The 22,244-nt window shown below is 72.2% G+C and carries 16 protein-coding genes; 10 read left to right on the forward strand and 6 right to left on the reverse strand.

Annotated features, from left to right (window positions below; translation table 11 throughout):
* The coding region (locus ACFFGY_RS20345) for a Hint domain-containing protein (RefSeq protein ID WP_377046361.1) at positions 1-1,180 on the reverse strand (1,180 nt) is incomplete at its 3' end.
* A 418-nt stretch (positions 1,181-1,598) separates the two neighbouring features.
* Between ACFFGY_RS20345 and ACFFGY_RS20350 the strand changes: the two genes are divergently transcribed.
* Positions 1,599-2,705 carry a hypothetical protein gene (locus ACFFGY_RS20350; RefSeq protein ID WP_377046362.1) on the forward strand — a complete coding sequence of 369 codons (1,107 nt, stop codon included), beginning with the start codon at positions 1,599-1,601 and terminating at the stop codon, positions 2,703-2,705.
* 2 nt (positions 2,706-2,707) lie between these two features.
* Entirely contained in the window at positions 2,708-4,087 is a 1,380-nt protein-coding gene (locus ACFFGY_RS20355) for a DUF3140 domain-containing protein (protein WP_377046363.1), read from the forward strand.
* 234 nt (positions 4,088-4,321) lie between these two features.
* Here ACFFGY_RS20355 and ACFFGY_RS20360 read toward each other — a convergent pair whose 3' ends face one another.
* Positions 4,322-4,648: a TIGR02300 family protein gene (locus ACFFGY_RS20360; protein ID WP_377046364.1), complete on the reverse strand. Its 327-nt coding sequence runs from the start codon at positions 4,646-4,648 to the stop codon at positions 4,322-4,324.
* A gap of 138 nt (positions 4,649-4,786) precedes the next feature.
* On the opposite strand from ACFFGY_RS20360, the gene aroA reads away from it, so the two are divergent.
* Together aroA and cmk are read left to right on the forward strand one after the other, a co-directional pair.
* Positions 4,787-6,139, forward strand: coding sequence for a 3-phosphoshikimate 1-carboxyvinyltransferase (gene aroA / locus ACFFGY_RS20365; RefSeq protein WP_377046365.1), 1,353 nt, complete (start codon positions 4,787-4,789; stop codon positions 6,137-6,139).
* Positions 6,140-6,170: 31 nt separating this feature from the next.
* Positions 6,171-6,851 (forward strand): (d)CMP kinase, encoded by a 681-nt coding sequence (cmk, locus tag ACFFGY_RS20370; protein WP_377046366.1) that lies wholly within the window; start codon positions 6,171-6,173, stop codon positions 6,849-6,851.
* 322 nt (positions 6,852-7,173) lie between these two features.
* On the opposite strand, the gene tcuC is transcribed toward cmk, so the two are convergent.
* The gene (gene tcuC / locus ACFFGY_RS20375) at positions 7,174-8,478 is read right to left on the reverse strand and encodes an MFS transporter (RefSeq protein WP_377046367.1); all 1,305 of its coding nucleotides are present in this window, start codon (positions 8,476-8,478) and stop codon (positions 7,174-7,176) included.
* 372 nt (positions 8,479-8,850) lie between these two features.
* Here tcuC and ACFFGY_RS20380 point away from each other — a divergent pair, with 372 nt between their 5' ends.
* From ACFFGY_RS20380 to ACFFGY_RS20390, 3 genes are all read left to right on the forward strand, one after another.
* The gene (locus ACFFGY_RS20380) at positions 8,851-12,351 is read left to right on the forward strand and encodes an FG-GAP-like repeat-containing protein (protein ID WP_377046368.1); all 3,501 of its coding nucleotides are present in this window, start codon (positions 8,851-8,853) and stop codon (positions 12,349-12,351) included.
* A gap of 362 nt (positions 12,352-12,713) precedes the next feature.
* The gene (locus tag ACFFGY_RS20385; RefSeq protein WP_377046369.1) at positions 12,714-13,403 is read left to right on the forward strand and encodes an endonuclease III domain-containing protein; all 690 of its coding nucleotides are present in this window, start codon (positions 12,714-12,716) and stop codon (positions 13,401-13,403) included.
* Between the two features lie 96 nt (positions 13,404-13,499).
* Positions 13,500-13,841 (forward strand): hypothetical protein, encoded by a 342-nt coding sequence (locus ACFFGY_RS20390; protein WP_377046370.1) that lies wholly within the window; start codon positions 13,500-13,502, stop codon positions 13,839-13,841.
* Positions 13,842-14,179: 338 nt separating this feature from the next.
* On the opposite strand, the gene ACFFGY_RS20395 is transcribed toward ACFFGY_RS20390, so the two are convergent.
* Together ACFFGY_RS20395 and ACFFGY_RS20400 are read right to left on the reverse strand one after the other, a co-directional pair.
* Positions 14,180-15,757 carry an ABC transporter substrate-binding protein gene (locus ACFFGY_RS20395; RefSeq protein ID WP_377046371.1) on the reverse strand — a complete coding sequence of 526 codons (1,578 nt, stop codon included), beginning with the start codon at positions 15,755-15,757 and terminating at the stop codon, positions 14,180-14,182.
* 267 nt (positions 15,758-16,024) lie between these two features.
* On the reverse strand, positions 16,025-16,843 hold the full coding sequence (locus ACFFGY_RS20400; RefSeq protein WP_377046372.1) for a class I SAM-dependent methyltransferase: 819 nt from the start codon (positions 16,841-16,843) through the stop codon (positions 16,025-16,027).
* Between the two features lie 281 nt (positions 16,844-17,124).
* Between ACFFGY_RS20400 and ACFFGY_RS20405 the strand changes: the two genes are divergently transcribed.
* The 3 genes from ACFFGY_RS20405 to ACFFGY_RS20415 all read left to right on the forward strand — a co-directional run bounded on the left by ACFFGY_RS20405 (position 17,125) and on the right by ACFFGY_RS20415 (position 20,476).
* A complete protein-coding gene (locus ACFFGY_RS20405; RefSeq protein ID WP_377046373.1) occupies positions 17,125-17,577 on the forward strand; it encodes a GNAT family N-acetyltransferase in 453 nt (150 codons plus the stop codon).
* A gap of 437 nt (positions 17,578-18,014) precedes the next feature.
* Positions 18,015-19,727 (forward strand): 30S ribosomal protein S1, encoded by a 1,713-nt coding sequence (gene rpsA / locus ACFFGY_RS20410; protein WP_377046374.1) that lies wholly within the window; start codon positions 18,015-18,017, stop codon positions 19,725-19,727.
* 146 nt (positions 19,728-19,873) lie between these two features.
* Positions 19,874-20,476, forward strand: coding sequence for a hypothetical protein (locus ACFFGY_RS20415; RefSeq protein WP_377046375.1), 603 nt, complete (start codon positions 19,874-19,876; stop codon positions 20,474-20,476).
* A gap of 161 nt (positions 20,477-20,637) precedes the next feature.
* Here the strand turns inward: ACFFGY_RS20415 and ACFFGY_RS20420 are convergent, their stop codons facing one another.
* Entirely contained in the window at positions 20,638-21,924 is a 1,287-nt protein-coding gene (locus ACFFGY_RS20420; RefSeq protein ID WP_377046376.1) for an arabinose transporter, read from the reverse strand.
* Positions 21,925-22,244: the final 320 nt, after the last annotated feature.

Raw genomic sequence — 22,244 nt, forward strand, 5'->3', positions numbered from 1 at the left:
TTTCCGCCGCGGCGCCTTCCGCCACCATCACGTCGTGCGCGTCGAGCTCGACGTGGAAGTACTCGACCTCGGCCACCTCCTCCTGCACCACGGTGGCGCCGTTGATCAGCGTTTCCGCGTGCACCAACACGCCGCCGAGAAACAGCGCGTGATCCGGGCTCACCACCAAGTCGCGGTGCGGCACGCCCTCGGCCAGCGAGCCGGCGCGAAAGCGCACCGGCCGGGCGCGCTCGGGCATGGGATGGTGGCGCAGCGCGACGCGGCGATGGCCGACCCAGCGCACGGGGCGGAAACCACCGTCACCCAGCAGCACGCGCACGCGGTCGCCCTCGCGCAGCTCCTCCACCGGCACCTCGCCGCGATCGGTCAGGATGCGGGTGCCGCGCGCGTAGCAGGGCTCCTGATCCGCCCATCTCTGCAGCGTGGCGGTGGTGTAGGTGACGTCGAAGATGGAATAGCGGGTGATCGACTGGAAGTTGACCAGCTCGACCTCGTGCAGCGTGGTGACGGTGCCGGCATGGTCGATCATCCGCAGCCCGCCGGCATCGCCCTCGACGCGCTCGAAGCGGTAGGCATCGGTGATGAGCTGCTCCGGGTTGCCGCCCGTGGCGTGGTTGCTGAAGTCGAAGCGCGCCGTGTCCAGCCCCGCGCCCCCGTCCAGCAGACCGCCCCCGGCGCTGGACAGCAGGTCGTCGCCGCCGCCGCCGCGCAGCACGTCCGAGCCACCGCCGCCCGACAGCGTGTCGTTGAGCGCGCCGCCCACGATCGTGTCGTCGCCGGCCGAGCCCGTCATGTCGATGCGCTCGAAGCCGGAGATCAGCGCGCCGCCCGGCACCACCTGCGGCGCGCCGCCGGCGTCGAGCGCGAAGCTGCCGCTCTGGTCGTGGCCGAAGCTGGTGTGCAGGGTATCGATGCCCGCCCCGCCGTCGAGCGTGTCGGCGCCGGTGGCGTAAACGACGTCGTCGCCGTCGCCGCCCTGCAGGAGGTCGCCGCCCTTGCCATCGGGATAAGGCACGTCGAGGGGACCGGTGGGATCGATGGGATCGAGGCCGAAGCTGCCGTCCAGCAGGACGTCGTCGCCGCCACCGCCCAGCAGGGTATCCAGGTGGTCGGGGTTCAGTTCGCTGGGCGGCTCCCCGACCAGCGTGTCGTTGCCGTCACCACCCTGCTGCGTTCCCATGATTCATCCCCGAGTCGTTTCGACGCGCACAGTGATGAATAGTTGGTAAACGGGCAACCGTTCGTCCCGAATTAAGAGACATTTCTCGTGTACCGCAACCAGTCGTGCGGGATAAGCCATTCTGCCGGACTTCCTGCAACTCCAGGTAGATCTCCTATGGCGCTAACGCAGATCGACGCTTCGCTCCGGGAAAAGCGTCTCCTGCCAGGAAGTGCCGGGTTGCAATCATGGGTTACCATGGCGCGGTGCATCGACATCACCGCCGCTCACCGGGACGTTACGGGAAACCGCGATTCCGCCCCCGCGTTCCCGTTTCCAACCGCGCGCCCGTGAAACGGCGCCGCACCCCACCGAGCCAGGCTCCCGACCCAGGGGCCGCGCGCGGCCGGACCGCAACAGGGTTGGAGCCAGGAACAGCATGGCCACGCGCAGCACAGGCTCCGGCACGGGGCGCGGCAAGACGTCCGCGAAGGGCACGAAATCCTCCGGCACCGCCGAGAAGACCGATCCCAAGCTCTGGGACAAGGTGAAGCGCAAGGTCACCGCCGGCCCCAAGGGCGGCAAGCCCGGCCAGTGGTCCGCGCGCAAGGCGCAGATGGCGGTGAACGAGTACAAGGAGGAAGGCGGCGGCTACGAGGGTGAGCGCAAGCCCGACAACCACCTCCGCCAGTGGGAAGACGAGGACTGGGGCACGAAGTCGGGCGAGAAGTCCGGCGAGAGCGGCGAACGCTACCTCCCCCGCAAGGCGCGCGAGTCGCTGAGCAAGGAGGAGTACGACCGCACCACCGCCCGCAAGCGCCGCGACACGGCCGAGGGCCGGCAGTTCTCGAAGCAGCCCGCCGACGTCGCCCGCAAGACCGCGCGCAGCCGCAAGACCGGCAAGGACGACGAGGCCGCCCCGGCGCGCCGGACCGCCGCGCGGCGCGGCGCCGCTTCCGCGAGCCCGGCCCGCAAGGCCGCGCCCAAGCGTGCCGCCGCATCCGGCGCGGCGCGCCCCGCCACCCGGAGTGCCGCGGCGAAGGCGCCGGCCAGCAAGGCGCCCGCGCGCAAGGCGGCGGCGAGCGCCCCGGCGCGCAAGGCGACGACGAAGGCCCCCGCGCGGAAAGCCCCGGCCCGCAAGACCGCGGCAGCGAAAGCCCCCAGCCGCAAGGCCGCCGCCTCGCGGAGTTCAACTTCGAAGACCTCTTCCTCGAAGAGCCCGGCTCCGAAGACTTCCACTCGGAAGACCTCTGCTTCGAAGGCGTCTGCTTCGAAGACGTCCGCCTCAAGGACTTCGAGCGCGAGGAAGACCCCCGCCAAGGCAACCGCCGCGAAGCGCGCGCCCGCCAAGCGCAGCGCGGCCGCCAGCGCCCCGGCCACGAAGAAGGCAGCCACCAGGACGGCGCCCTCGAAGCGCGCCGGCACCGCGAAGCCCGCCGCCTCCACCCGCAAGCCCGCCGGCAAGCCCCGCGCCACCGCGTCGCGCGCCGCCGCGGCCCGTAAGTCCGCCGCCGGCCGGCGCACCACATCCCCGAGAAAGAGCTGACGATGAGCCAGGACGAGCAGGACCCGCAGCAGCTGCGCCGGGAATTCCGCGACGCGGTGAACATGAGTGCCGAGGAGCTGCGCCGCTGGCTCGACACGCCCGAGAGCGGCGAGGTCGGCTGGCACGGTGACGGCAACGAGGGCGGCGAGGCGGTGGGCCACCAGTCCGGCCGCTGGATTCTCCAGCAGCTGGAACACGATGGCGAGCCGGACGAGGAAGCGCTGGCGCAGATGCGCCGCGTGGTCAGCTACGTCCACCGGCACCTGGCGCAGGGCCCGTCGGACGATGCGGCGGTGGAACACAGCCGCTGGCGCTACAGCCTGATGAACTGGGGCCACGACCCGGTGAAGGACGGCCGCGGCGAGGGCGAACCCGGCGTCGCGCCCTCGGAAGCCGAGTCGCAGGGCGAGGACGAGACCAAGGAAGCCCCGCCCAAGCGCCCCCGCGCCACCAGGCGCCGCGCGGGTGAGGCCGCGCCGAAGCCGGCGGCGAAGCGAGGCGGCAGCCGGGCAAAGGCACAGCCCGCCGAGGGCCCCGACGCCGAGGAAGCACTGGCCCCGCGCGCCCGCCGCAGCAGCACGGGCCGCACCGCCGCGTCGCGCTCCGCCAGCGCGAAGGAGGGTGGCGCCACCCGCGCCGCCACGGCGCGCCGTTCTGCCAGCGCGAAGCCCGCGGCAACCCGAGGAAGCACGTCGAAGGCGGCCGCGTCGGCGGCATCCTCCGCGGCGGCCGAGAGCGGCCGGAGCACCACCACCCGCAAGGCACCCGCCGCCAAGGCCACCGCCGCGCGCGGAACCGCCACCCGCAAGGCCCCCGGCACCCGCAAGCCGGCGGCCACGAAGACGGCTGCCACCCGCAAGCCGGCAGCCACGAAGACCACCGCCGCGCGCGCAGGGGCCAGCCGCAAGGCGCCCGCCGCGAAGGCTCCCGCGACCCGTAAGGCGCCCGCGAAGACCGCCGCCAGCCGCAAGGCGCCCGCCGCCAAGGCCACCGCCGCGCGCGGAACCGCCACCCGCAAGGCTGCCGCGCCGCGTACCGCCACCAAGCCCGAGGCGAGTCGGGCCGGCAGCCGCGCCAAGGCCGCCACCCCCGCCACGAAGCGCGCCGGCAGCACCGCTTCCCGCCGCGCCGCGCCGGCAGGCAAGCCCGCCGCGGCCCCCAGAACCAAGGCCACGGCCAAGACGGCGGCCGCGAAGCCCGCGGCCCGCAGCCGCACCGCCGCCAGCAAGGCCACGGCCACCAAGGCCCCGTCGCGTCGCGCCACGGCCGCCAAGCCCGCCGCGCGGAGCGCCGCCACCCGCGCCCCGGCCAACCGCGCCACGAAGAAGGCGCCCGCCCGCAGCACGGCCGGCAACAAGGCTTCCCCGCGCCGCAAGCGCTGACGGCCTGGGGGCGGTTCACCGCCGCCCGTTCCCCGCGGCCCGGCCGGCTGCGGCGCGATTTCCCGCGCTGGTGGGCGGCGTGGCATCGCGCTTCCGCCGCCGGACGGGCCGGGTCGTCCGCCGCGCAACGAAAAACCCCGCCGGCGTGAACCGGCGGGGTTTCGGGGCGGGCGGTTCCTCGTCGGCACCACCCGGGCATTGCGTCCTCCGACCAAGGGCGGAGAGGGGAGGGCCTCAGCCCTCCTCGTCGTTCTCGCTCTCGACGCCGATCTCCTCGCCGAGATCCTCGTCCGCGTCGTCCAGGTCCTCGCTGTCCTCGACGCCCGCGTCGTCGGCATCGGCGTCCGCCTCGACCTCATCGTTGTCGGCATCCGCGTTGCCGGCCACCGCGCGCTTGCGCAGCTTGTCGTCGGCGGGCGGGGCGGCGCGCTTGAGGCGCGGCTGCTCGGCCGGCTGCTCGGTGCCGCACTTGGGGCAGACGGCGGGGGTGCGGGCGAGGTCGTAGAACTTCGTCCCGCACGCCACGCAGGTGCGCTTGGTGCCCAGTTCGGGTTTGACCATCGTGGGAAGTCCTGGCTGCTGGCCGGGAGCCTCCCGCCCGCCGCGGCCCGCGCGGGGCGGGTCGGGGCGGGGATGAGGGCCGGCGAAGGGAGGGCGCGCGATTGCCACGCACCCCCTCGCGTGTCAAACGCCGATCCCATGCAGGACGCATCCCAAAGCACGCGGCCGCTGCGTGCGGCACGGCCGCAACAGGGTCTGACGGGTGACATCACCGTCCCCGGCGACAAGTCGATCAGCCACCGCGCGCTGATGTTCGGCGCGCTGGCGGTGGGCGAAACCCGCATCGAGGGCCTGCTGGAAGGCGAGGACGTCTTGCGCACCGCCGCCGCCATGCGGGCGCTGGGCGCCGAGGTCGAACGGCTCGGCCCCGGCCGCTGGCGCGTCGCCGGCCGCGGCGTGGGCGGGCTGATCGAGCCCGCCGACGTGCTGGACATGGGCAACAGCGGCACCGCCGCGCGGCTGATCTGCGGCCTCTTGGCGGGCCACCCGATCTTCGCGGTGCTGACCGGCGACGCCTCGCTGCGCAAGCGGCCGATGCGCCGCGTGACCGACCCGCTGGCGGCCTCCGGCGCCCGCTTCAGCTCGCGTGAAGGCGGTCGCCTGCCGCTGGCCGTCGAGGGCGCGAAGAACCCCCTGCCGCTCGACTACCGCCTGCCGGTGGCCTCGGCCCAGGTGAAGTCCGCCGTGCTGCTGGCCGGCCTTTGCGCCCGCGGCACCACGCGCGTGGAGGAGCCCGAGGCCACGCGCGACCACACCGAGAACATGCTGCGCCACTTCGGCGCCACCGTGCGCGTCACGGTGCAGGGCTCCGGCCGCGTCATCGAGCTGGACGGACAACCCGAGCTGACCGCCGCCCCGATCACCGTGCCGGGCGACCCGTCCTCGGCCGCCTTTCCGCTGGTGGCGGCGCTGCTCGTGCCGGGCTCCCGCCTCACGGTACGCGGCGTCGGGCTGAACCCGCTGCGCACCGGCCTCTTCACCACGCTGCGCGAGATGGGCGCCGACCTCGCCGTCACCAACGAGCGCACCGAGGGCGGCGAGCCGGTGGGCGACATCACCGCCACCCATTCCGCCCTCCATGCCGTGGAGGTGCCGCCGGAACGCGCGCCCTCCATGATCGACGAGTACCCGATCCTGGCGGTGGCCGCCGCCTGCGCCACCGGCACCAGCCGCTTCCGCGGCCTGGCGGAGCTGCGGGTGAAGGAAAGCGACCGCCTCGCCGCCACGATCGCGCTGCTGGCCGCCAACGGCGTGGCCGCGCGGGCCGAGGGCGATGACCTGGTGATGGAGCGCAACGGCGCCCCGCCCGCCGGCGGCGGCACGGTCGTCACTCACATGGACCACCGCATCGCCATGAGCGCGCTGGTCATGGGCCTGGCGTCGGAGCAGCCAGTGGCGGTGGACGACAGTGCCTTTATCGACACCTCCTTCCCCGACTTCGCCACCCTGCTCGACCGCGCGGCCGGCGGCGGCGCGATCACCCCGGCCTGAGGCGCCCAACCCCCGAGACATGGAGGCAGGCATGACCCTCGCCGAAACCCGGCCCGCCGACGCGCCCCCGGACCCGGCCACCCGCCCGATCATCGCCGTGGACGGCCCCGCCGCTGCCGGCAAGGGCACGCTGGCCCGCCGCCTCGCGACGGAGCTGGGCGTGCCCTACCTCGACACCGGGCTGCTGTACCGCGCCGTGGGCCGCCGCGTGCTCGACAGCGGCGCCGATCCGGCCGACCCCGCCGCGGCCGAGGCCGTGGCCCGGGCGCTCACCGCCGAGGACCTCGTGCGCCCCGGCCTGCGCGCCCCGGACACCGACGGGGCGGCCAGCCGCGTCGCCGCCATGCCCGCCGTGCGCGCCCTGCTGCTCGACTTCCAGCGCAACTTCGGGCGCGACCACGGCGCCGTGCTGGACGGGCGCGACATCGGCACGGTGGTGTTTCCGGCGGCGCCGGTGAAGCTCTACGTGACCGCCAGCGCCGAGGCGCGCGCCCATCGCCGCTGGCTGGAACGCCAGTCGCGCGGCGAATCCGTCGCCCTGGAGGCCGTGGCCGCCGAGATGGCTGCCCGCGACGCCCGCGACGCCGGCCGCGACGCAGCGCCCATGAAGCCGGCCGAGGACGCGGTGCTGCTCGACACCACCACGCTCGACGCCGAGGCCGCTTTCGCGGCGGCGATGGCGGTGGTGCGGGCGAAGCTCAACCTCGGCTGAGGCCGTCGTTCCCGGCCGCCGTGGCCGGGGAAGGGGAGAAGGCATTCTCCCCTTCCCCGGACCCCATCCCCTCATCTCTTTTCAGGATGCTGCCGCGGGAACGCGGCCGACGTCGTGCGCTCCGGGTCACCGACCCGGAGCGAGGGACGCTTCAGCCAGGGCTGGGAAGAAGTTCTTCTATTTTGCGTCGCGGCTTCCCGCGTCGCGACCGGGCGCAACCGCCCTGCGGCAGCGTCCCGAAAAGAGATGAGTGGGGGTCCAGGGGGAGAGAATTCCTTCTCTCCCCCTGGGACTCGCGCCCGCCCGGGACCGGGCGAGGCCCTCAGGAGATCAGCACGCCCTCGGCCCGTTCCGCCGCCCGCGCCCGGCGGTGCGACAGCAGCGTGGCAATCAGGCCCAGCGCCGCCGCGGCGGACAGCCACAGGCCGGGGAAGGCGCGGTTGCCGGTGACCTCGATCAGCCAGGTGCAGACCGCGGGCGTGAAGCCGCCGAAGGTCGCGGTGGCCAGCGAGTAGGCCAGCGAGAAGCCCGAGGTGCGGACCTCGGCCGGCATGATCTCGGTCAGGTACACCACCATGGCGCCGTTATAGGAGCCGTAGATGAAGGACAGCCACAGCTCGGCGATCAGCAGCCGCTCGAAGGAGGGCGCCGACACCATCCAGGAGATCACCGGGTAGGCCGTCAGGATCGCCAGCACGGTGCAGCCCACCAGCACCGGGAAGCGCCCCAGCCGGTCCGACACCCAGCCGCCGACCGGCAGCCAGATGAGGTTGGACACGCCCACGCACAGCGTCACGATCAGCGCGTCGGACGACGCCAGGTGCAGCACCTCGCGCCCGTAGGTCGGGGTATAGGCGGTGATGAAGTAGAACGACACCGTGGTCATGGTGACCAGGAACATGCCCAGCAGCACCACGCGCCAGTTATCGGCCATCGAGCGCAGGATCTCGCGCGTCGTGGGGCGGCGGTGGCGGGTCTGCTCCAGGAAGGCCTCGGTTTCTTCCAGCGAACGGCGGGCGTAGAACAGGAAGGGCACGATCAGGCAGCCCACCAGCAGCGGCACGCGCCAGCCCCAGCTATCCATCTGCGCCGGCGTCAGCATGTTGGCCAGCAGCACGCCCAGCAGGGCCGCGAAGATCACCGCCACCTGCTGGCTGCCCGACTGCCAGCTCACGTAGAAGCCCTTGTTGCCGGGGGTCGCGATCTCCGACAGGTAGACCGACACGCCCCCCAGCTCCACGCCGGCCGAGAAGCCCTGCAGCAGCCGTCCCAGCAGCACCAGGAGCGGCGCCACGATGCCGATGGTGGCGTAGCCCGGCACCACCGCGATGCTCAGCGTGCCGACCGCCATCATCGCCAGCGTCAGCAGCAGCCCGGCGCGGCGGCCGTGGCGGTCGATATAGGCGCCCAGCACCAGGGCACCCAGCGGGCGCATCAGGAAGCCCACCCCGAAGGCGGCCAGCGAGGCCATCAGCGAGGCGAAGGGGTCCTGGCTGGGGAAGAAGGTGCGCCCGATCGCGGCGGCGTAGTAGCCGTAGACCGTGAAGTCGTACATCTCCAGGAAGTTCCCGGAGGCGACGCGGAACACGGACTTGATCTTCTCGCCACGTGTCTGTTCGTGAGCCAAAGGCTTCGGTCCTGTATCTGATGGAACAGGGTTAAACCCGCCGCCGGGCGAAAACCACCCGCGCCGCTGACGGCCCACGGCATTGCTGCCCTGCCCGCATCCGGGGAGCGGGCGGTTCGGGCAGGCGCCCCCGCGCCCCCGGCCACGCGGCGAAACGCCCTACCGTGTCGCTCTCCGGAACGGAGGACGGTCAGCACCGCGGCGCCGGCAAGGCATCGGGCGGGGCAGGATAGCGGGGAAAAACCGGCTCGTTCGTAACTTTCGCGCAACCTCACCCGACGCAGTCTCCCGCCCGGCGCGGAAAAACTCCGCCGGCCCAACGACCGGGCAGGCTTGCCGCGACCGCATGACAACCGCTGCGGAGAGCCAGCCTTGACCCTGCCCCTGCCCCCAACGAAGCTCCTGGGCATCGCCCTGGACGACGATCCCGCTTCCGGCGCGGCCGAAGTGCATTTCACGGCAAGCTTCTCCGCGGCCGTGACGAACCTGAAGATGGCCAACTTCGCGCTGCACGAGACCGGTCTCGACTCGGCGGCGATCACGGCGGTGGAGCCCGTGGACGGCAGCGACGGCACGCAGTTCCGCATCACCGTGAGCGTTCCGGCCGGTGAGCAGGGCACTCTGTCGCTGCTGTTCGACGGCACCGGCGTGTACGACCTTCATGACAGGAGCCTGGCAGGCGGCAGCGGCGGCTTCGAGGTGCCGGCGGAGCGCGAGATCCTGCTGTCCCCGACCTCATCCACGCTCTCCACGGTGGCCGGGCTCGCCGCGAGCGACGTCGACGGCGACGGCGACGTGGACCTCGTCACGGTCGATCCGCTCAACAGCACGCTCACGGTCCTGCGCAACGACGGTCAGGGCAACTTCGTTGCCAGCGACACCCGCGTGCTGTCGCACGCCCCGCTGCAGGTCACCGTGGCCGACGTCGACGGGGACGGCCACGACGACATCGTGCTGGGCACCATGGCGACGCTCCACGAGGGCGACAGCAGCCAGGTCGGCGTCCTGCTCAACAAGGGCGACGGCACCTTCGCCGAGGAGATCACCTTCACCGTCGAGGGCCTGCAGTGGAACGTGGCGGTCACCGACGTGAACCGTGACGGTCTGGTCGACATCGTCGTGCCGGACAGCGACGGCCACCTGGTGGTGCACTACGCGACCGCGCAGGGGCAGTTCGCCTCCGGCGTCATCGAAAGCTTCGACGTTGGCGGTTCGGCCAACTCGGTCGTGGCGGCGGACCTGAACGGCGACGGCCTGGCGGAGCTCGTGAGCTGGGGCGGCGGCAACACCGTGTCGGTGCTGTCCGCCGCGGCGGGCGGCGGCTTCGGAACGCGGCAGGACTACACGCTCTCCTCCGACGCGCGCTTCCTGGCGGTGGGCGACCTGAACGGCGATGGCCGGGCCGACCTCGTGGTCGCGGGCGCGAAGGACTCCGTCTCGGTGCTGCTCAACAAGGGCGACGGCACCTTCGGGTCGCCCACCGAGATCGCCGTCGAGGGCGCCGCCTACGGCAACCTCGCGCTGGGCGACGTGAACGGCGACGGCAAGCTCGACCTGCTGGTGACCACCCAGACCGGCTTCCTGGTCCTGGACGGCCAGGGCAACGGCACCTTCGGCGCCCCCACCGCCTATGCGGGCCAGGGCATCATGGACCTGGCGCTGGCAGACCTCGACGGTGGTGTCGGCCCCGATCTCGTCTTCACCTCCGGCGACGGGGTGGTGGTGGCCGACAACACCCGCCCCCTGGTCGAGAGCGACAGCTACAGCATCGACCGGCTGGGCCCCACGGCCACGGCCTCGATCGATGCCTCCTTCGACAGCACGGCGCAGAAGCTGAGCTTCACCGTGCAGTTCAGCGAAGCCGTGGCCGAGCTCGACCAGAGCGACTTCAAGCTCAGCAGCACCGGCACCGCGCACGGCAAGATCGTGGCGGTGTCCGTGGCGGACAACACCTACACCGTGACGGTGGCCTCGGTCGGCGGCTACGGCGACCTGACCCTGGCGCTGAGCAACCCGGCCGCCGTCACCGACGTGGCCGGCAACGCCGTCAGCTACACCGCGGCGACCCACGAGGTGGCGATCAACAGCGAGCCCACCGGCACGGTCGAGGTTTCGGGTGAGCTGCTGCGCGGGCGGGTGCTCACGGCCAGCAGCCAGCTGAGCGACGTCGACGGCATGGGCCCGGTCAGCTTCCAGTGGCAGCGCGACGACGGGAACGGCCACTACTCCGACATCACCGGTGCCACGGGCAGCACCTACAAGCTGACCCAGGACGACGTGAGCACCCACCTGCGCGTCGTCGCCTCCTACACCGACGGCGAGAACAAGGCGGAGCAGGTCACCAGCGCCGGCACCGACACCGTCGGCCTGCCGGAGAACCACCTGCCCACCGGCACGCTCACCATCAACGGCGACGCGGTGGCCGGCGACATCCTCTGCGCCTCGGCGACCCTGACCGACCTCGACGGCATCGGCCCCTTCACCTACCAGTGGCAGCGCGAGGTCCTGCCGGGCGTCTTCGCCAACATCGCGGGCGCCACGGGGGCGAGCTACACCCTGACGCAGAACGACGTCGGGTACCGCATGCAGCTCGCCATCAGCTACGTCGATGGCGAGGGCTTCACCGAGGTCGTGCGGAGCGGCGCCACGGAGGCGGTCGCCGCCACCGCGCCCCAGCCCGAACCCCAGCCCCAACCCGAGCCCCAGCCACAGCCCGACGCGCCCCCGGTGGGCGAGGTGACCATCGCGGGCGATCTGCAGCGCGGCAGCGTGCTGACGGCGGGCAACAGCCTGACCGACGCCGACGGCATGGGCGAAGTCCACTACCAGTGGCAGCGCGGCGACGCGCAAGGGGTGTTCAGCGACATCGAGGGCGCCACCGGGGCCAGCTACACGCTGACCACGGAGGATGTGGGGCACCGCCTCCAGCTCGTGGCCTCCTACACCGACGAGGCCGGCAACGCGGAATCGATGAGCAGCGAGATCAGCGGCACGGTCCTGCCGCGCACGATCACGCTCGCCACGCCGTCGGACAGCATCTCGCACAACGACCTGCTGAGTTCCGCCGACCTCGCGGCGCAGCTGGCCGCGGGCGACGTCCTCCAGCCGCCCGCCGGCACCGACACGATCCAGCTGGCCGACGGCACGATCAGCTACGCCGCCGACAGCGACGCGGCCTACCTCACGCGCCTCTACGGCGCCGTGCTCGGCCGCGCGGGCGACGACAACGGCCTGGGCTACTGGGCCCATGCCGCCGGTGGCGGGCTGGACAAGCTGCAGGTCGCCGCGGCCTTCCTGGACAGCCCCGAGTACCAGGCCGGCCACGCGGGCGAAACCAACGAGCAGTTCGTGGACGGGATCTACAGCAACCTCCTGGGCCGGCCGACGGATGAGGGCGGCAGCGCCTTTTTCAACGGGCTGCTGTCCGCCGGCACCTCGCGCGCGCAGGTTCTGGCTACGGTGGCGGACTCCGCCGAGGCGCAGCAGCGCTGGAGCAGCATCACCGGCGCCGGCATCTTCGTGCCGGGCGCGGAGGCCGGCGTGGTCCGCGCCGCCTACGAGGCCGGCCTCAACCGCGATGCCGAGGCGGGCGGCCTCAGCTTCCACGTCGACTGGCTGGCCTCCGGCGGCAGCCTGACGCAGGTCGGCGACATCATCGAGAACTCCGCCGAGTTCCAGGCCCTCCATGGGGCGCAGAGCGACCACGACTTCGTGGCCGACCTGTACCAGCACGGGCTGGGCCGCGCCGGCAGCGAGGAGGAGATCGGCTACTACGACAACCTCCTGGCCAGCCACGCGGCGGATCGCGGCGACCTCGTGATGGTCTTCGCCACCTCCGCCGAGGCGCAGGCCCATCTCCAGTGGGCACTGTGACGGCGACGCCGAACCGCCCGCCCGGGGGCTGACCTCCCGGGTGGGACACTTGGCGGCGTCCCGAACGGCGCCGCCGGGGCACGCGCCGCCCGGGCATGCGCCGCCGGGGCATGCGCCGCCGGGGCATGCGCCACTGGGGCTCGCGCCACCGGGGGGCACGCGCCACTGGGGCTCGCGCCAGCCGGGAAGGGCGCCGCGCCCGGCTCCGGCCCCCGCGCCGCCCTCGCGGCGCGGCATCCTCCCGCGGCCTTCGCCAGGCCAGGCCGAACCCTGACCCCGCCGAATCCTGCGCCCACGGAACCCCGGCCCCACGGAACCCTGGCCCGGCTGAACCCTGGCCCGCGCCGGGCGTTGGCTCCCGCATGTCTCGTGCCGCTGCCGCCGCGCCCGCCCCCGAGCCCTTCGACTTCGACGAAGCGTTCCGGCGGCTGCGCGCCGCCGTGGCGCCGTTCCCCAAGGCCGCGATGTTCGACCTGCGCGACCGGGGCTTCGGCAGCCTGTTCGAGCAGCTGGTCGCCAGCCTCCTGTCGGCGCGCACCCGCGACGAGGCGGTGCTGCCCGCCTGCCTGCGCCTCTTCGCCGTGGCGCGCACCCCGGCGGCGCTGGCCGCCATGGAGGAAGCGGCGCTGCTGCCCCTCCTGCGCGGCGTCACCTTTCCCGAGCCCAAAGCGCGCGACCTCATCGCCCTGTCGCGCCAGATCGAGGCGGAGCATGGCGGCGAGGTTCCCGACACGCCCGAGGCGCTGATGCGCTTCCGCGGCGTCGGCCCCAAGATCGCGGCGCTGGCGCTCGGCGTGGCGCTGGGGCGGCCCTTCATCGCCGTGGACATCCACGTCCACCGCGTCACCAACCGCTGGGGCCTGGTCGCGACCAGCACGCCCGAGCGCACCCAGGCCGCGTTGCAGGCGGTGCTGCCGGAACGCTACCGTGTGGAGATCAACGAGCGGCTGGTGCCCTTCGGCAAGCACGTCTGCACCGGGGAACTGCCGCGCTGCTCGGGCTGCGTGATGCTGGACATGTGCCGGCAGGTCGGCGTCGCCGGCCACCGCTGAGGCCGGCGGCCCGCGACGCGAAGGGCGACGGGTCTGGGGCCGCCGCCCGCCATCCCAACCCCCCCCGGCCCCAGCCGGGCAGCACGAGGTTCCACCATGACGATCGGCGACTGCGGCGCGGTCTATGACGGCGACGGCAACCTCGTGGCGGGCGAGGGGCCGCCCTTCTCCCTGGAACTGGTCGCGGCGCTGCCGTTCCAGGCGGTGCTGCACGACCAAGAAAACCCGGAAAACAGCATGGCCCCGCGCGACCGGCTCTGGCTCCTGCCCGAACAGGCCGGCACGGGCCTGCGGGTGCCCGAACAACTGCTGGCCGACCTTGCCGCGACGATCCGCGCCGGGCGCAAGGTGCTGGTGATGGGCCATGACGGCGACCTCGGCGAACAGGCCTGCGCCGCGGTGGAGCACATGCTGGATACGGCGCACGGCAACGCCTGACAGGCGGCTGGGTGATCGGACCGGTCGCGTCCGGGGGAGAGAAGGAATTCTCTCCCCCGGACCCCCACTCATCTTCTTCCGGGACGCTGCCGCCTGGCGGTGGGGGCCGGTCGCGGAACGGCTGCCGCCAGTGCGGCGGAGAAGGAGAAATATTGGCGGTCAGCGCCGGCTGACGCGTCCCTCGCTCCGGGTCCATGACCCGGAGCGCATGACCCCGGCCACGCTCCTGCGGCAGCGCCCCGGAAAAAGATGAGGGTGGAGGGGTCCGGGGAGGCGGGAGAATTCTTTCTCCTGCCTCCCCGGGAACGCGCGCCCGGCGAACGCGCGGCCAACCGTCCTCAGCTCTTCCGCACCGACCAGAACTTGGCGAAGCCGGGCAGCACCTCGGTCACCCCGTTGCGCCAGGCGGTCGGCTGCAGCACCTGGCCCAGCGGCAGGTAGGGCGCGAAGCTCAGCACCTCGCGCTGCATCTCCGCCGCGATGTTCTTCTGTGCCGCGAGGTCCGGCGCCGCGAACCAGGACAGGCGGAGCTGTTCCAGCTTCGGGTCGTCGGGCCAGCCGTACCAGGCATCCTTGCCGTTGCCGCGCGCCAGGAAGCTTTCCGCGGGGTCCAGCACGTCGATGCCCGCGACCGCCGAGGGGAAGCAGCTCCAGCCGCCATGGGCCAGGTCCTCGCGGTTGGCGCGGCGCTGGAACATGGTGGCGGCGTCCATCGTCTGGTCGTCCACCTGCAGGCCGAGCTTCTTGAACAGGTCGGCGCCGACCTGCCCCATCACGGAATTCACCGGATGGTCGCTGGGCTCCATCATCAGCACGCGCTCGCCCTTGTACCCGGCGGCCTCGATCGCGCGCTTCGCCTCCTCCACCGTGCGGGTGCCCAGGGTCTCCTTGAGCCCCGCAGCGGTCGACATCGGCGTGCCGGGGCAGAAGATGCCGGCATCGGTGCGGTAGTTGGCGCTTTCGCTGGAAAACGCCTCCATGAAATCCCGCTGCCGCACCGCGCTCAGCACGGCCTGACGGATCGCGAGGTTATCGAAGGGCGCGTGCAGCGTGTTGAAGCGCAGGATCGGCACCACGCCGGTGCGGTCGTTGACCGAGACCTTCAGCCCGGAATCCCCGCGCAGCACCGGCAGCAGGTCGGGCGGCGGCGCTTCCAGCCAGTCCACCTCGCCGGTCTGCACCGCGCTGACGGCGCTGGCGGCCTCGGGCATGATCACCCATTCCACGCGCGCCACGTTCACCACCTTGGCGCCGCTGGTCAGCCCCGGCTTGCCGGGTGCCGGCACGTAGCCGTCGAAGCGCTCGTACACGATGCGCGACCCCGGCACGCGCTCGGCCGGCACGAAGCGGAAGGGACCGCTGCCGATCACCTCCGGCACCGGCTGCGTGGCGGGCAGCTTCGCCAGGCGCTCGGGCATGATGGCGCAGATATTGGGCGAGATCTTGCCCAGGGCGTTGGGCAGCAGCGGGAAGGGCTTCTTGAGGCGGAAGCGGATCGTGCGGTCGTCGGACGCCTCCAGCGCATCCGTGGCCGCCATCAGCGTCATGCCGAACCCGTCGATCGAGGCCCAGCGCCGGATCGAGGCCACGCAGTCGCGCGCCAGCACCGGCGCGCCGTCATGGAAGCGCAAACCCTCCCGCAGCCGCAGGTTCCACAGCAGCCCGTCATTCTCCGCGCCCGCGGCTTCCAGCATCTGCGGCTGCGGCGCGAAGTTCTCATCGAGGCCGAACAGCGTGTCGTAGATCAGGAAGGCGTGGTTGCGGACCTGCGCCGCGGTGTTGGCGATCGGGTCCAGCACCGGCAGGTCCACGTTGGGCACGAAGCGCAGCACGGCGGCGGGCTGCGCCACGGCGGGACGGCACAGCGGCAGCGCGGCGGTGGCGGCCGCCCCCGCCAGCAGGGTGCGGCGGCGCATCACGCGGCGCTCTCCCCGGCTTCGCGCGAAAGGCGCAGGCCGGGCGTGGCGAGCCACGGTTGAGGGCTCTCGGTCATTCCTGGTGTTTCCTGTTTTCTCTTGATGCTGCGGAACAGCATAACCCGACCCTAGAACCGGCCGGTTCCGGCGCCTACCGCGTCGGGTGAGGGTCTGGCACGCGGCCGGCCCGGGGCAGCGTCCCGCTCCAGGGACCCGCCCACAGCCACACCCTCGGGGCGGCGCGCCGTCCCGTCCGGCGCGCGCGCCTCAGCCTGCCCCCTCGTGCTCGCCCTCGCGCCAGGCCAGCACGGCACGGCTTTCCACCACCTCGGGTACCATCCCGTCCTCGGCGAAGGCGGCCATGGCGCGCAGCACCTCCTCGCCCAGCCGCTGCGCCGCCGCCTCGCCGATCCGCGCGGCCGAGGTGCTGGACATCGACAGCGCCCGGTCGCGGAAGTGTTCGACCGGCGTTTGCCGCCGCTCAAGCACCGCGACCCGCTCGATCCGCGGGAAAGGACCGTCGAGCAGCACGGCCTCGTTGCTCAGCCAGTCGGCGCGGTCGCGCAGCCGGCGCGGCGACAGCCCGCTGTCGGCCCCGCGCAGCAGCGCCTCGTAGGTGTCGCTCCAGCGGTTGGCGGGAACGGCCGGGTTGGAGGCGCTGAACAGCGCCACGCAGCCGCCCGGTGGCACCATGGCATCCAGGCGCCGCAGCGTGTCGGCCCGGTCCATCCAGTGAAAGGCCCGCCCGATCGCCACCAGCGCGAAGCGGCCCAGCGACGGCTCCAGCGTATAGGAGCTGCCCTCCACCAGCCGGATCGTGACCCCGGCCTCGCGCGCCGCCTCGGCCGCGTCGCGCAGCATCTCGGGCGCCGGGTCCACGGCGGTGACGTCGTAGCCGCGCGCGGCGAAGGCGACCCCCAGCGGCGCCGGCCCGCTGCCCAGGTCCAGCACCGCGTCGCCGGGCCGCAGCCCGCAAAGCTGTTCCACCCGCGCGATCAGCCCGGGCGCGTAGTTCTGCCGCCCCGTCCGGTAATGCCCGGCGGCGGAGCGGAAACGATCAGGCTCGAAGGGCACGACGAGGCTCATGGCGGCGGTCTCCGGCGCGAGGGCAGGGGAGGCTAGGCCCGCCCTCCGGCCGAAGCCAGTTGCGGAACGTTCATCCCCGCCGGTGGCAAGAACCGGGGCCGCAGGACCCAGGGTGACCGGCGCCTTCGCGGCACGAGGCCGGAGCACCTGTTCACGCCCCCCACCCCGTCACGACACCCGGCCGGAACACCCGTCACGCCATCCAACCGGAACACCTGCCCCGAGGCCCAGGACCGGGGAGCCCGTTCACAACCCCGATGCCGCCGGGGCAACATGCGCCCATGCCGCGTGATCCCCGCCTCGCCACACCGGACGACCTGCCTGCCATCGGGGCCATCATCCGCGACGCCTACACCCCCTTTATCCGCCGCATCGGGCGGGAGCCGGGGCCCATGTCGGACGACTACGCCCTTCTGGTGTCGCGCGGCCGGGTCCATGTCCTGGAGCAGGGCGGCGCCGTGCAGGGCCTCGTAGTGCTGATCCCCGAGGCGGAGGCGATGCTGCTGGACAACCTGGCCGTCGCCCCGGCCGCCCAGGGATCGGGGCTGGGCCGCCGGCTGCTGGACTTCGCCGAGCAGCGCGCCCGGGAGGCGGGCCACCGCGCCATCCGGCTCTACACCAACGAGGCCATGACCGAGAACATCGCCCTGTATGCCCGCCGCGGCTACGCGGAAACCCACCGGGCCGAGGAGAAGGGGCTGAAGCGGGTCTTCATGCGCAAGCCCCTGGCCTGAGGTCCATCCGACCCGCCGGCCTCGGGCGCGGCACCCTCGCGGTCCCCACGGGCGTCGCCGCCGGCCCCGGGCGCGACGCCCTCCCGGCTCCCGGCCGACAGGGTTCCGCCTCCCTCGCGAACCGGTTCCGGCGGCTCCCGCCCGGGCTCCGGATCCTCGCTTTCCACCCCATCAGCCGCCGCTTTTCCTTGACGATCTGGCCCCCCGCGCGCTATAAGCCGCACCATCGCGAGGAAGGCATGCCTCGCGTGCTGCCGGCGTGGCCCCGTGCCATTCCCCAGGCCCTTTCCCGAAACCGGCCCGCGACATGGCGGGCAAGACGTTCAGGCTCCTCCTCCCGCCTCCGCAGGCCGGGCGGCGGATCGCCGGGGCGCAGGACCCCGACGGCACGATCCTCGCGACGCGGGGCGCCGTCACCCACAGGAAAACACCGCTACATGGCATCTGCCACCACCCTCGAGCGCCCCGCCATGGAGGATTTCGCCTCCCTGCTCGACGAGACGCTCGGGCCCGATACCGGCTTTGCCGGCTCCGTCGTCACCGGCCGCGTCGTCCGCATCGACGATGACGTCGCCGTCGTGGACGTGGGCCTGAAGTCCGAAGGCCGCGTTCCGCTGCGCGAGTTCGCCCCCCAGGGCCAGAAGGCCGAGGTCAAGCCGGGCGACACCGTCGAGCTGTTCGTCGAGCGCTACGAGGACAAGGACGGCTCCATCGTCCTGAGCCGCGAGAAGGCCCGCCGCGAGGAAGCCTGGACCAACCTCGAGAAGCAGTTCCAGGCGCAGGTCCGCGTCAACGGCACGATCTTCGGCCGCGTCAAGGGTGGCTTCACCGTCGACCTCGGCGGCGCCGTGGCCTTCCTGCCCGGCTCCCAGGTCGACATCCGCCCCGTGCGCGACGTCGGGCCCCTGATGGGCAGCCCGCAGCCCTTCCAGATCCTCAAGATGGACCGCGCCCGCGGCAACATCGTGGTGTCGCGTCGCGCGGTGCTGGAGGAGACCCGTGCGGAGCAGCGTTCCGAGCTGATCCAGGGCCTCAAGGAAGGCATGATCCTCGACGGCGTGGTGAAGAACATCACCGACTACGGCGCCTTCGTGGACCTGGGCGGCGTGGACGGCCTGCTGCACGTCACCGACATCGCCTGGCGCCGCATCAACCACCCCTCCGAGGCCCTGACTATCGGTCAGCAGGTCAAGGTGCAGGTCATCCGCTTCAACAGCGAGACGCAGCGCATCTCGCTCGGCATGAAGCAGCTGATGGCCGACCCGTGGGAGGGTGTTGCGGTCAAGTACCCGGTGCAGGGCAAGTTCTCCGGCCGCGTGACCAACATCACCGACTACGGCGCCTTCGTGGAGCTGGAGCCGGGCGTCGAGGGCCTGGTCCACGTGTCCGAGATGAGCTGGACCAAGAAGAACGTCCACCCGGGCAAGATCGTCGCCACCACCCAGGAAGTGGACGTGGTGATCCTGGACGTGGACGAGCCGAAGCGCCGCATCTCGCTGGGCCTCAAGCAGGCGCAGGGCAACCCCTGGGATGTCTTCCTGGAGCAGCACGCCCCGGGTTCGACCGTCGAGGGCGAGATCCGCAACATCACCGAGTTCGGCCTGTTCATCGGCCTGGGCCCGGATCTCGACGGCATGGTCCACATGTCCGACCTCAGCTGGGATCTCCCGGCCGAGCAGGCCATGGCGAACTACAACAAGGGTGACGTGGTTCAGGCCAAGGTGCTGGACGTCGATGTCGAGAAGGAGCGCATCTCGCTCGGCATCAAGCAGCTCCAGTCCGACCCGGCCGCCGAGGTTCTCGACCGCGTCCGCAAGGGCGAGATCGTCACCGGCGTGGTGACCAAGATCGAGAGCAACGGCATCGAGGTGAAGGTGGACGAGGTCCTCACGGGCTTCATCCGCCGCGCCGAGCTCGCCCGCGACCGCAACGACCAGCGCCCCGAGAAGTTCGCGGTGGGCGAGAAGGTCGATGCCAAGGTCGTCATGGTGGACCGCGCCGCCCGTCGCCTGAGCCTGACCATCAAGGGCAAGGAAGTCGAGGAGGAGCGTGAGGCGGTGCGCGAGTACGGCACCTCCGACAGCGGCGCCTCGCTGGGCGATATCCTGGGTGCCGCGATCCGTCGCCGCAACCAGGGCACCGAGGACTGATCCACCGCGTCACCGCGATGGGTTGAACGGGAACGCCCCGGGGATATCCCCGGGGCGTTTCGCGTTTCTGGAATTGGTGTTTTGTTTGGCCAGGTACGAGACGGGAGCCCACGCCGCCTCCCTGGGCATCTGCAGATGGACCGCCGTTGGCAAGATCCTCTCCTTCCCCGCTGAACCTCTCGACCTGGCTGAGTGTGGGCCTTCTGCTGGACTGGTTCCTGTGCGGCCTCTGCATCATCTTGCCTGCGGCATGGTGGAACTGGCCTGTGGGTGCCTGGATGGGTTTCCCGCTAGCCTTGCTGTTGTGCTGGAGCCATCTCTGGCTGCTGCCGCTCATCCTCGCGCCGCTTGGACCCTTCGGCATCAGAGATGCTCTGATCGCTGCCCGCGGCTTTGTTGTCGCCATCGGCGTCGTGATGGTCGGAGGGGTGAGTGGCCTCGTGATCGGTGTGATCTCTGTGGTGCCGGCCCTGATCCTTGGACCTTTCGGTATCCTAGGCGCGGCCCTGGCAGGCATCGCTCTGGGTGGAGCTTTGGCCGGCCCAATCGCCTATGAACTGGCAATGCAGGATCGAGGACCGAGGCGGCAGGTCCCCTTGCAGCCGGACCTGCGGATGCTGTCCGGCGCCACGGCATTGATCCTCGGGGTCGGCCTTCAGATGGCGGAAACCCCGTCAGCGTTATGGCTGATCGCACCGCTCGCGGCTCTTCCGACCTTGCTGGCGCCGCCGGTGCGGATCATCCGCTGACCGTCCACCGGGGCGCCGCTTTCCTGAGGGCACCAGTGCCCGGTGATCCCAGGACTGGTTTGCCAATCCGCCGGCCGGATTGGATCGGCTAAGCCTCCGACGGGGTTCCTGACCGATCGGAGCATCAGCGGTGCGAGGCGACGACTGCCCTGGCGGCGCTGCTAAACCATCGCCACCACCCGCCGCCGCAGCCGCAGCGTGACCGCCAGCCCCAGCGCCGCCGAGATCCCGCCCGCCAGGAACACGCTGCCATAGCCCGCCCGATCGGCCAGCAGACCCGCCAGCGGCCCGGTCAGCCCGTAGGCCAGGTCCTGGAACCCGGCATAGGCGCCTAAAGCGGTGCCGCGCAGCGGCGGCTCCACCAGGCGGACGACCTCGCGCCCCATGGCCGGAAACACCAGCGAGCAGCCGAGACCCGTCAGGAAGGCGCCCAGCAGCGCCACCCGCGGGTCGCCCGCGACCGCGATCACCAGCAGCCCGGCCATTTCCACCGCGAGCGAACCGGTGGCCACCGGCAGCCCGCCCAGCCGGTCCGGCAGGTGCCCGAACAGCGCGCGCACGATCACGAAGCCCAGGCCGAACCCCGTCAGCCCGAGCCCCGCCATCGGCCAGCCCTCATGCGCGAAGTGGAGCGAGAAGAAGGCGCCGATCGCGGCGAAGCCGACGCCCTGCAGGCAGACCACGCTGCCCTGTCGCCAGATCCGTCCGATCACGCGGCGGAAGGGCGGCCGCACGACCTCCGGATGTGCCGCCGCGCCCGCCAGTGGCCAGATCGCGACGAGGCCCAGCGCCGGCAGCACCGCCGCCAGCAGCATGGTGCCCGCGAAGCCCAGGCGTTCCAGCAGCAGCAGCCCGAGCGGCCCGCCCACCGCGAAGGCGCCGTAGAGCGAGGCGCCCAGCAGCGCCAGCACCTTGCCCGAGCGCTGCGGCCCGAGACTGGCGATGCCCCAGGCGATCACGCCCACCGCCACCAGGCTCTCGCCGAGGCCGACCACGAGCCGCCCCAGGATCAGCACCGCGAACCCCGGCCAGCCCTGTGCCAGCACGCCTGCCATCGCCGAAACGAGGCCGCCCGCCACGTAGAAGCCCAGGCCCCAGGCCGCCGCGCGCTTCGGCCCGCGCCGGTCCGACAGCGTGCCGGCGAGGCCGCGGGTCAGGATGGTGGCGACGAAGGCACTGCCGACCGCGAGCCCGGCCCAGGCATTGCCCAGCCCGAGGTTGCGCGTGACGAAGAGCGGCACCACCGGCAGGGACACGGCCACGCAGAGGTAGGAGACGAAGAGGATGAGGGCCAGCAGCAGCAGGCGGCGCCCGCCCGCGTCGCCTCGTGACGCACGGACGTCGTGTTCCGGCGTACCGACCTCGCGTTCCGGCGTGCCAACGCCGTGTTCCGACGCGCGAACGTCGTGTCCAGACGCGCGAACGTCGCGTTCCGACGCGCGAACCATGATGTGTTCTCCACACTGGTCCCCGCTCGGCGGCGTCCGGCGCAAGCAGACGCACTCCGACCACGGGGATCGTTGAGTGCGTTGGTTGACGTTGAACGCTTACGGCCAGTGCGACTGGCACGGCGCAGCGTCTAGCCGGCCCGGTGGGGATCGGCAAGCCGCGACGCGCGATGCGCCAGGGTCGCCTGTGCCCGGTCCGCCTCGCCCTCATGGTGGCGGGCGTCCCGTTCCGGCTCGTCGCCCTGGCGAAGCACGGTGCACCAGGGCACAGGGCGCTCAGGCGGAGGGCGTCCAGGTAAGGGGCGTCCAGATACGGGGCG

This window comes from Roseomonas elaeocarpi (genome assembly GCF_042433915.1).
Taxonomy (GTDB): Bacteria; Pseudomonadota; Alphaproteobacteria; order Acetobacterales; family Acetobacteraceae; genus Roseomonas; species Roseomonas elaeocarpi.

Bases quoted from the DNA above. Each gene is read 5' to 3' on its own strand.
- ACFFGY_RS20350 (WP_377046362.1), top strand. From the start codon at position 1,599: ATGGCCACGCGCAGCACAGGCTCCGGCACGGGGCGCGGCAAGACGTCC.
- ACFFGY_RS20355 (WP_377046363.1), top strand. From the start codon at position 2,708: ATGAGCCAGGACGAGCAGGACCCGCAGCAGCTGCGCCGGGAATTCCGC.
- ACFFGY_RS20360 (WP_377046364.1), bottom strand. From the start codon at position 4,648: ATGGTCAAACCCGAACTGGGCACCAAGCGCACCTGCGTGGCGTGCGGG.
- aroA (WP_377046365.1), top strand. From the start codon at position 4,787: ATGCAGGACGCATCCCAAAGCACGCGGCCGCTGCGTGCGGCACGGCCG.
- cmk (WP_377046366.1), top strand. From the start codon at position 6,171: ATGACCCTCGCCGAAACCCGGCCCGCCGACGCGCCCCCGGACCCGGCC.
- ACFFGY_RS20385 (WP_377046369.1), top strand. From the start codon at position 12,714: ATGTCTCGTGCCGCTGCCGCCGCGCCCGCCCCCGAGCCCTTCGACTTC.
- ACFFGY_RS20390 (WP_377046370.1), top strand. From the start codon at position 13,500: ATGACGATCGGCGACTGCGGCGCGGTCTATGACGGCGACGGCAACCTC.
- ACFFGY_RS20395 (WP_377046371.1), bottom strand. From the start codon at position 15,757: ATGCGCCGCCGCACCCTGCTGGCGGGGGCGGCCGCCACCGCCGCGCTG.
- ACFFGY_RS20400 (WP_377046372.1), bottom strand. From the start codon at position 16,843: ATGAGCCTCGTCGTGCCCTTCGAGCCTGATCGTTTCCGCTCCGCCGCC.
- ACFFGY_RS20405 (WP_377046373.1), top strand. From the start codon at position 17,125: ATGCCGCGTGATCCCCGCCTCGCCACACCGGACGACCTGCCTGCCATC.
- rpsA (WP_377046374.1), top strand. From the start codon at position 18,015: ATGGCATCTGCCACCACCCTCGAGCGCCCCGCCATGGAGGATTTCGCC.
- ACFFGY_RS20420 (WP_377046376.1), bottom strand. From the start codon at position 21,924: ATGGTTCGCGCGTCGGAACGCGACGTTCGCGCGTCTGGACACGACGTT.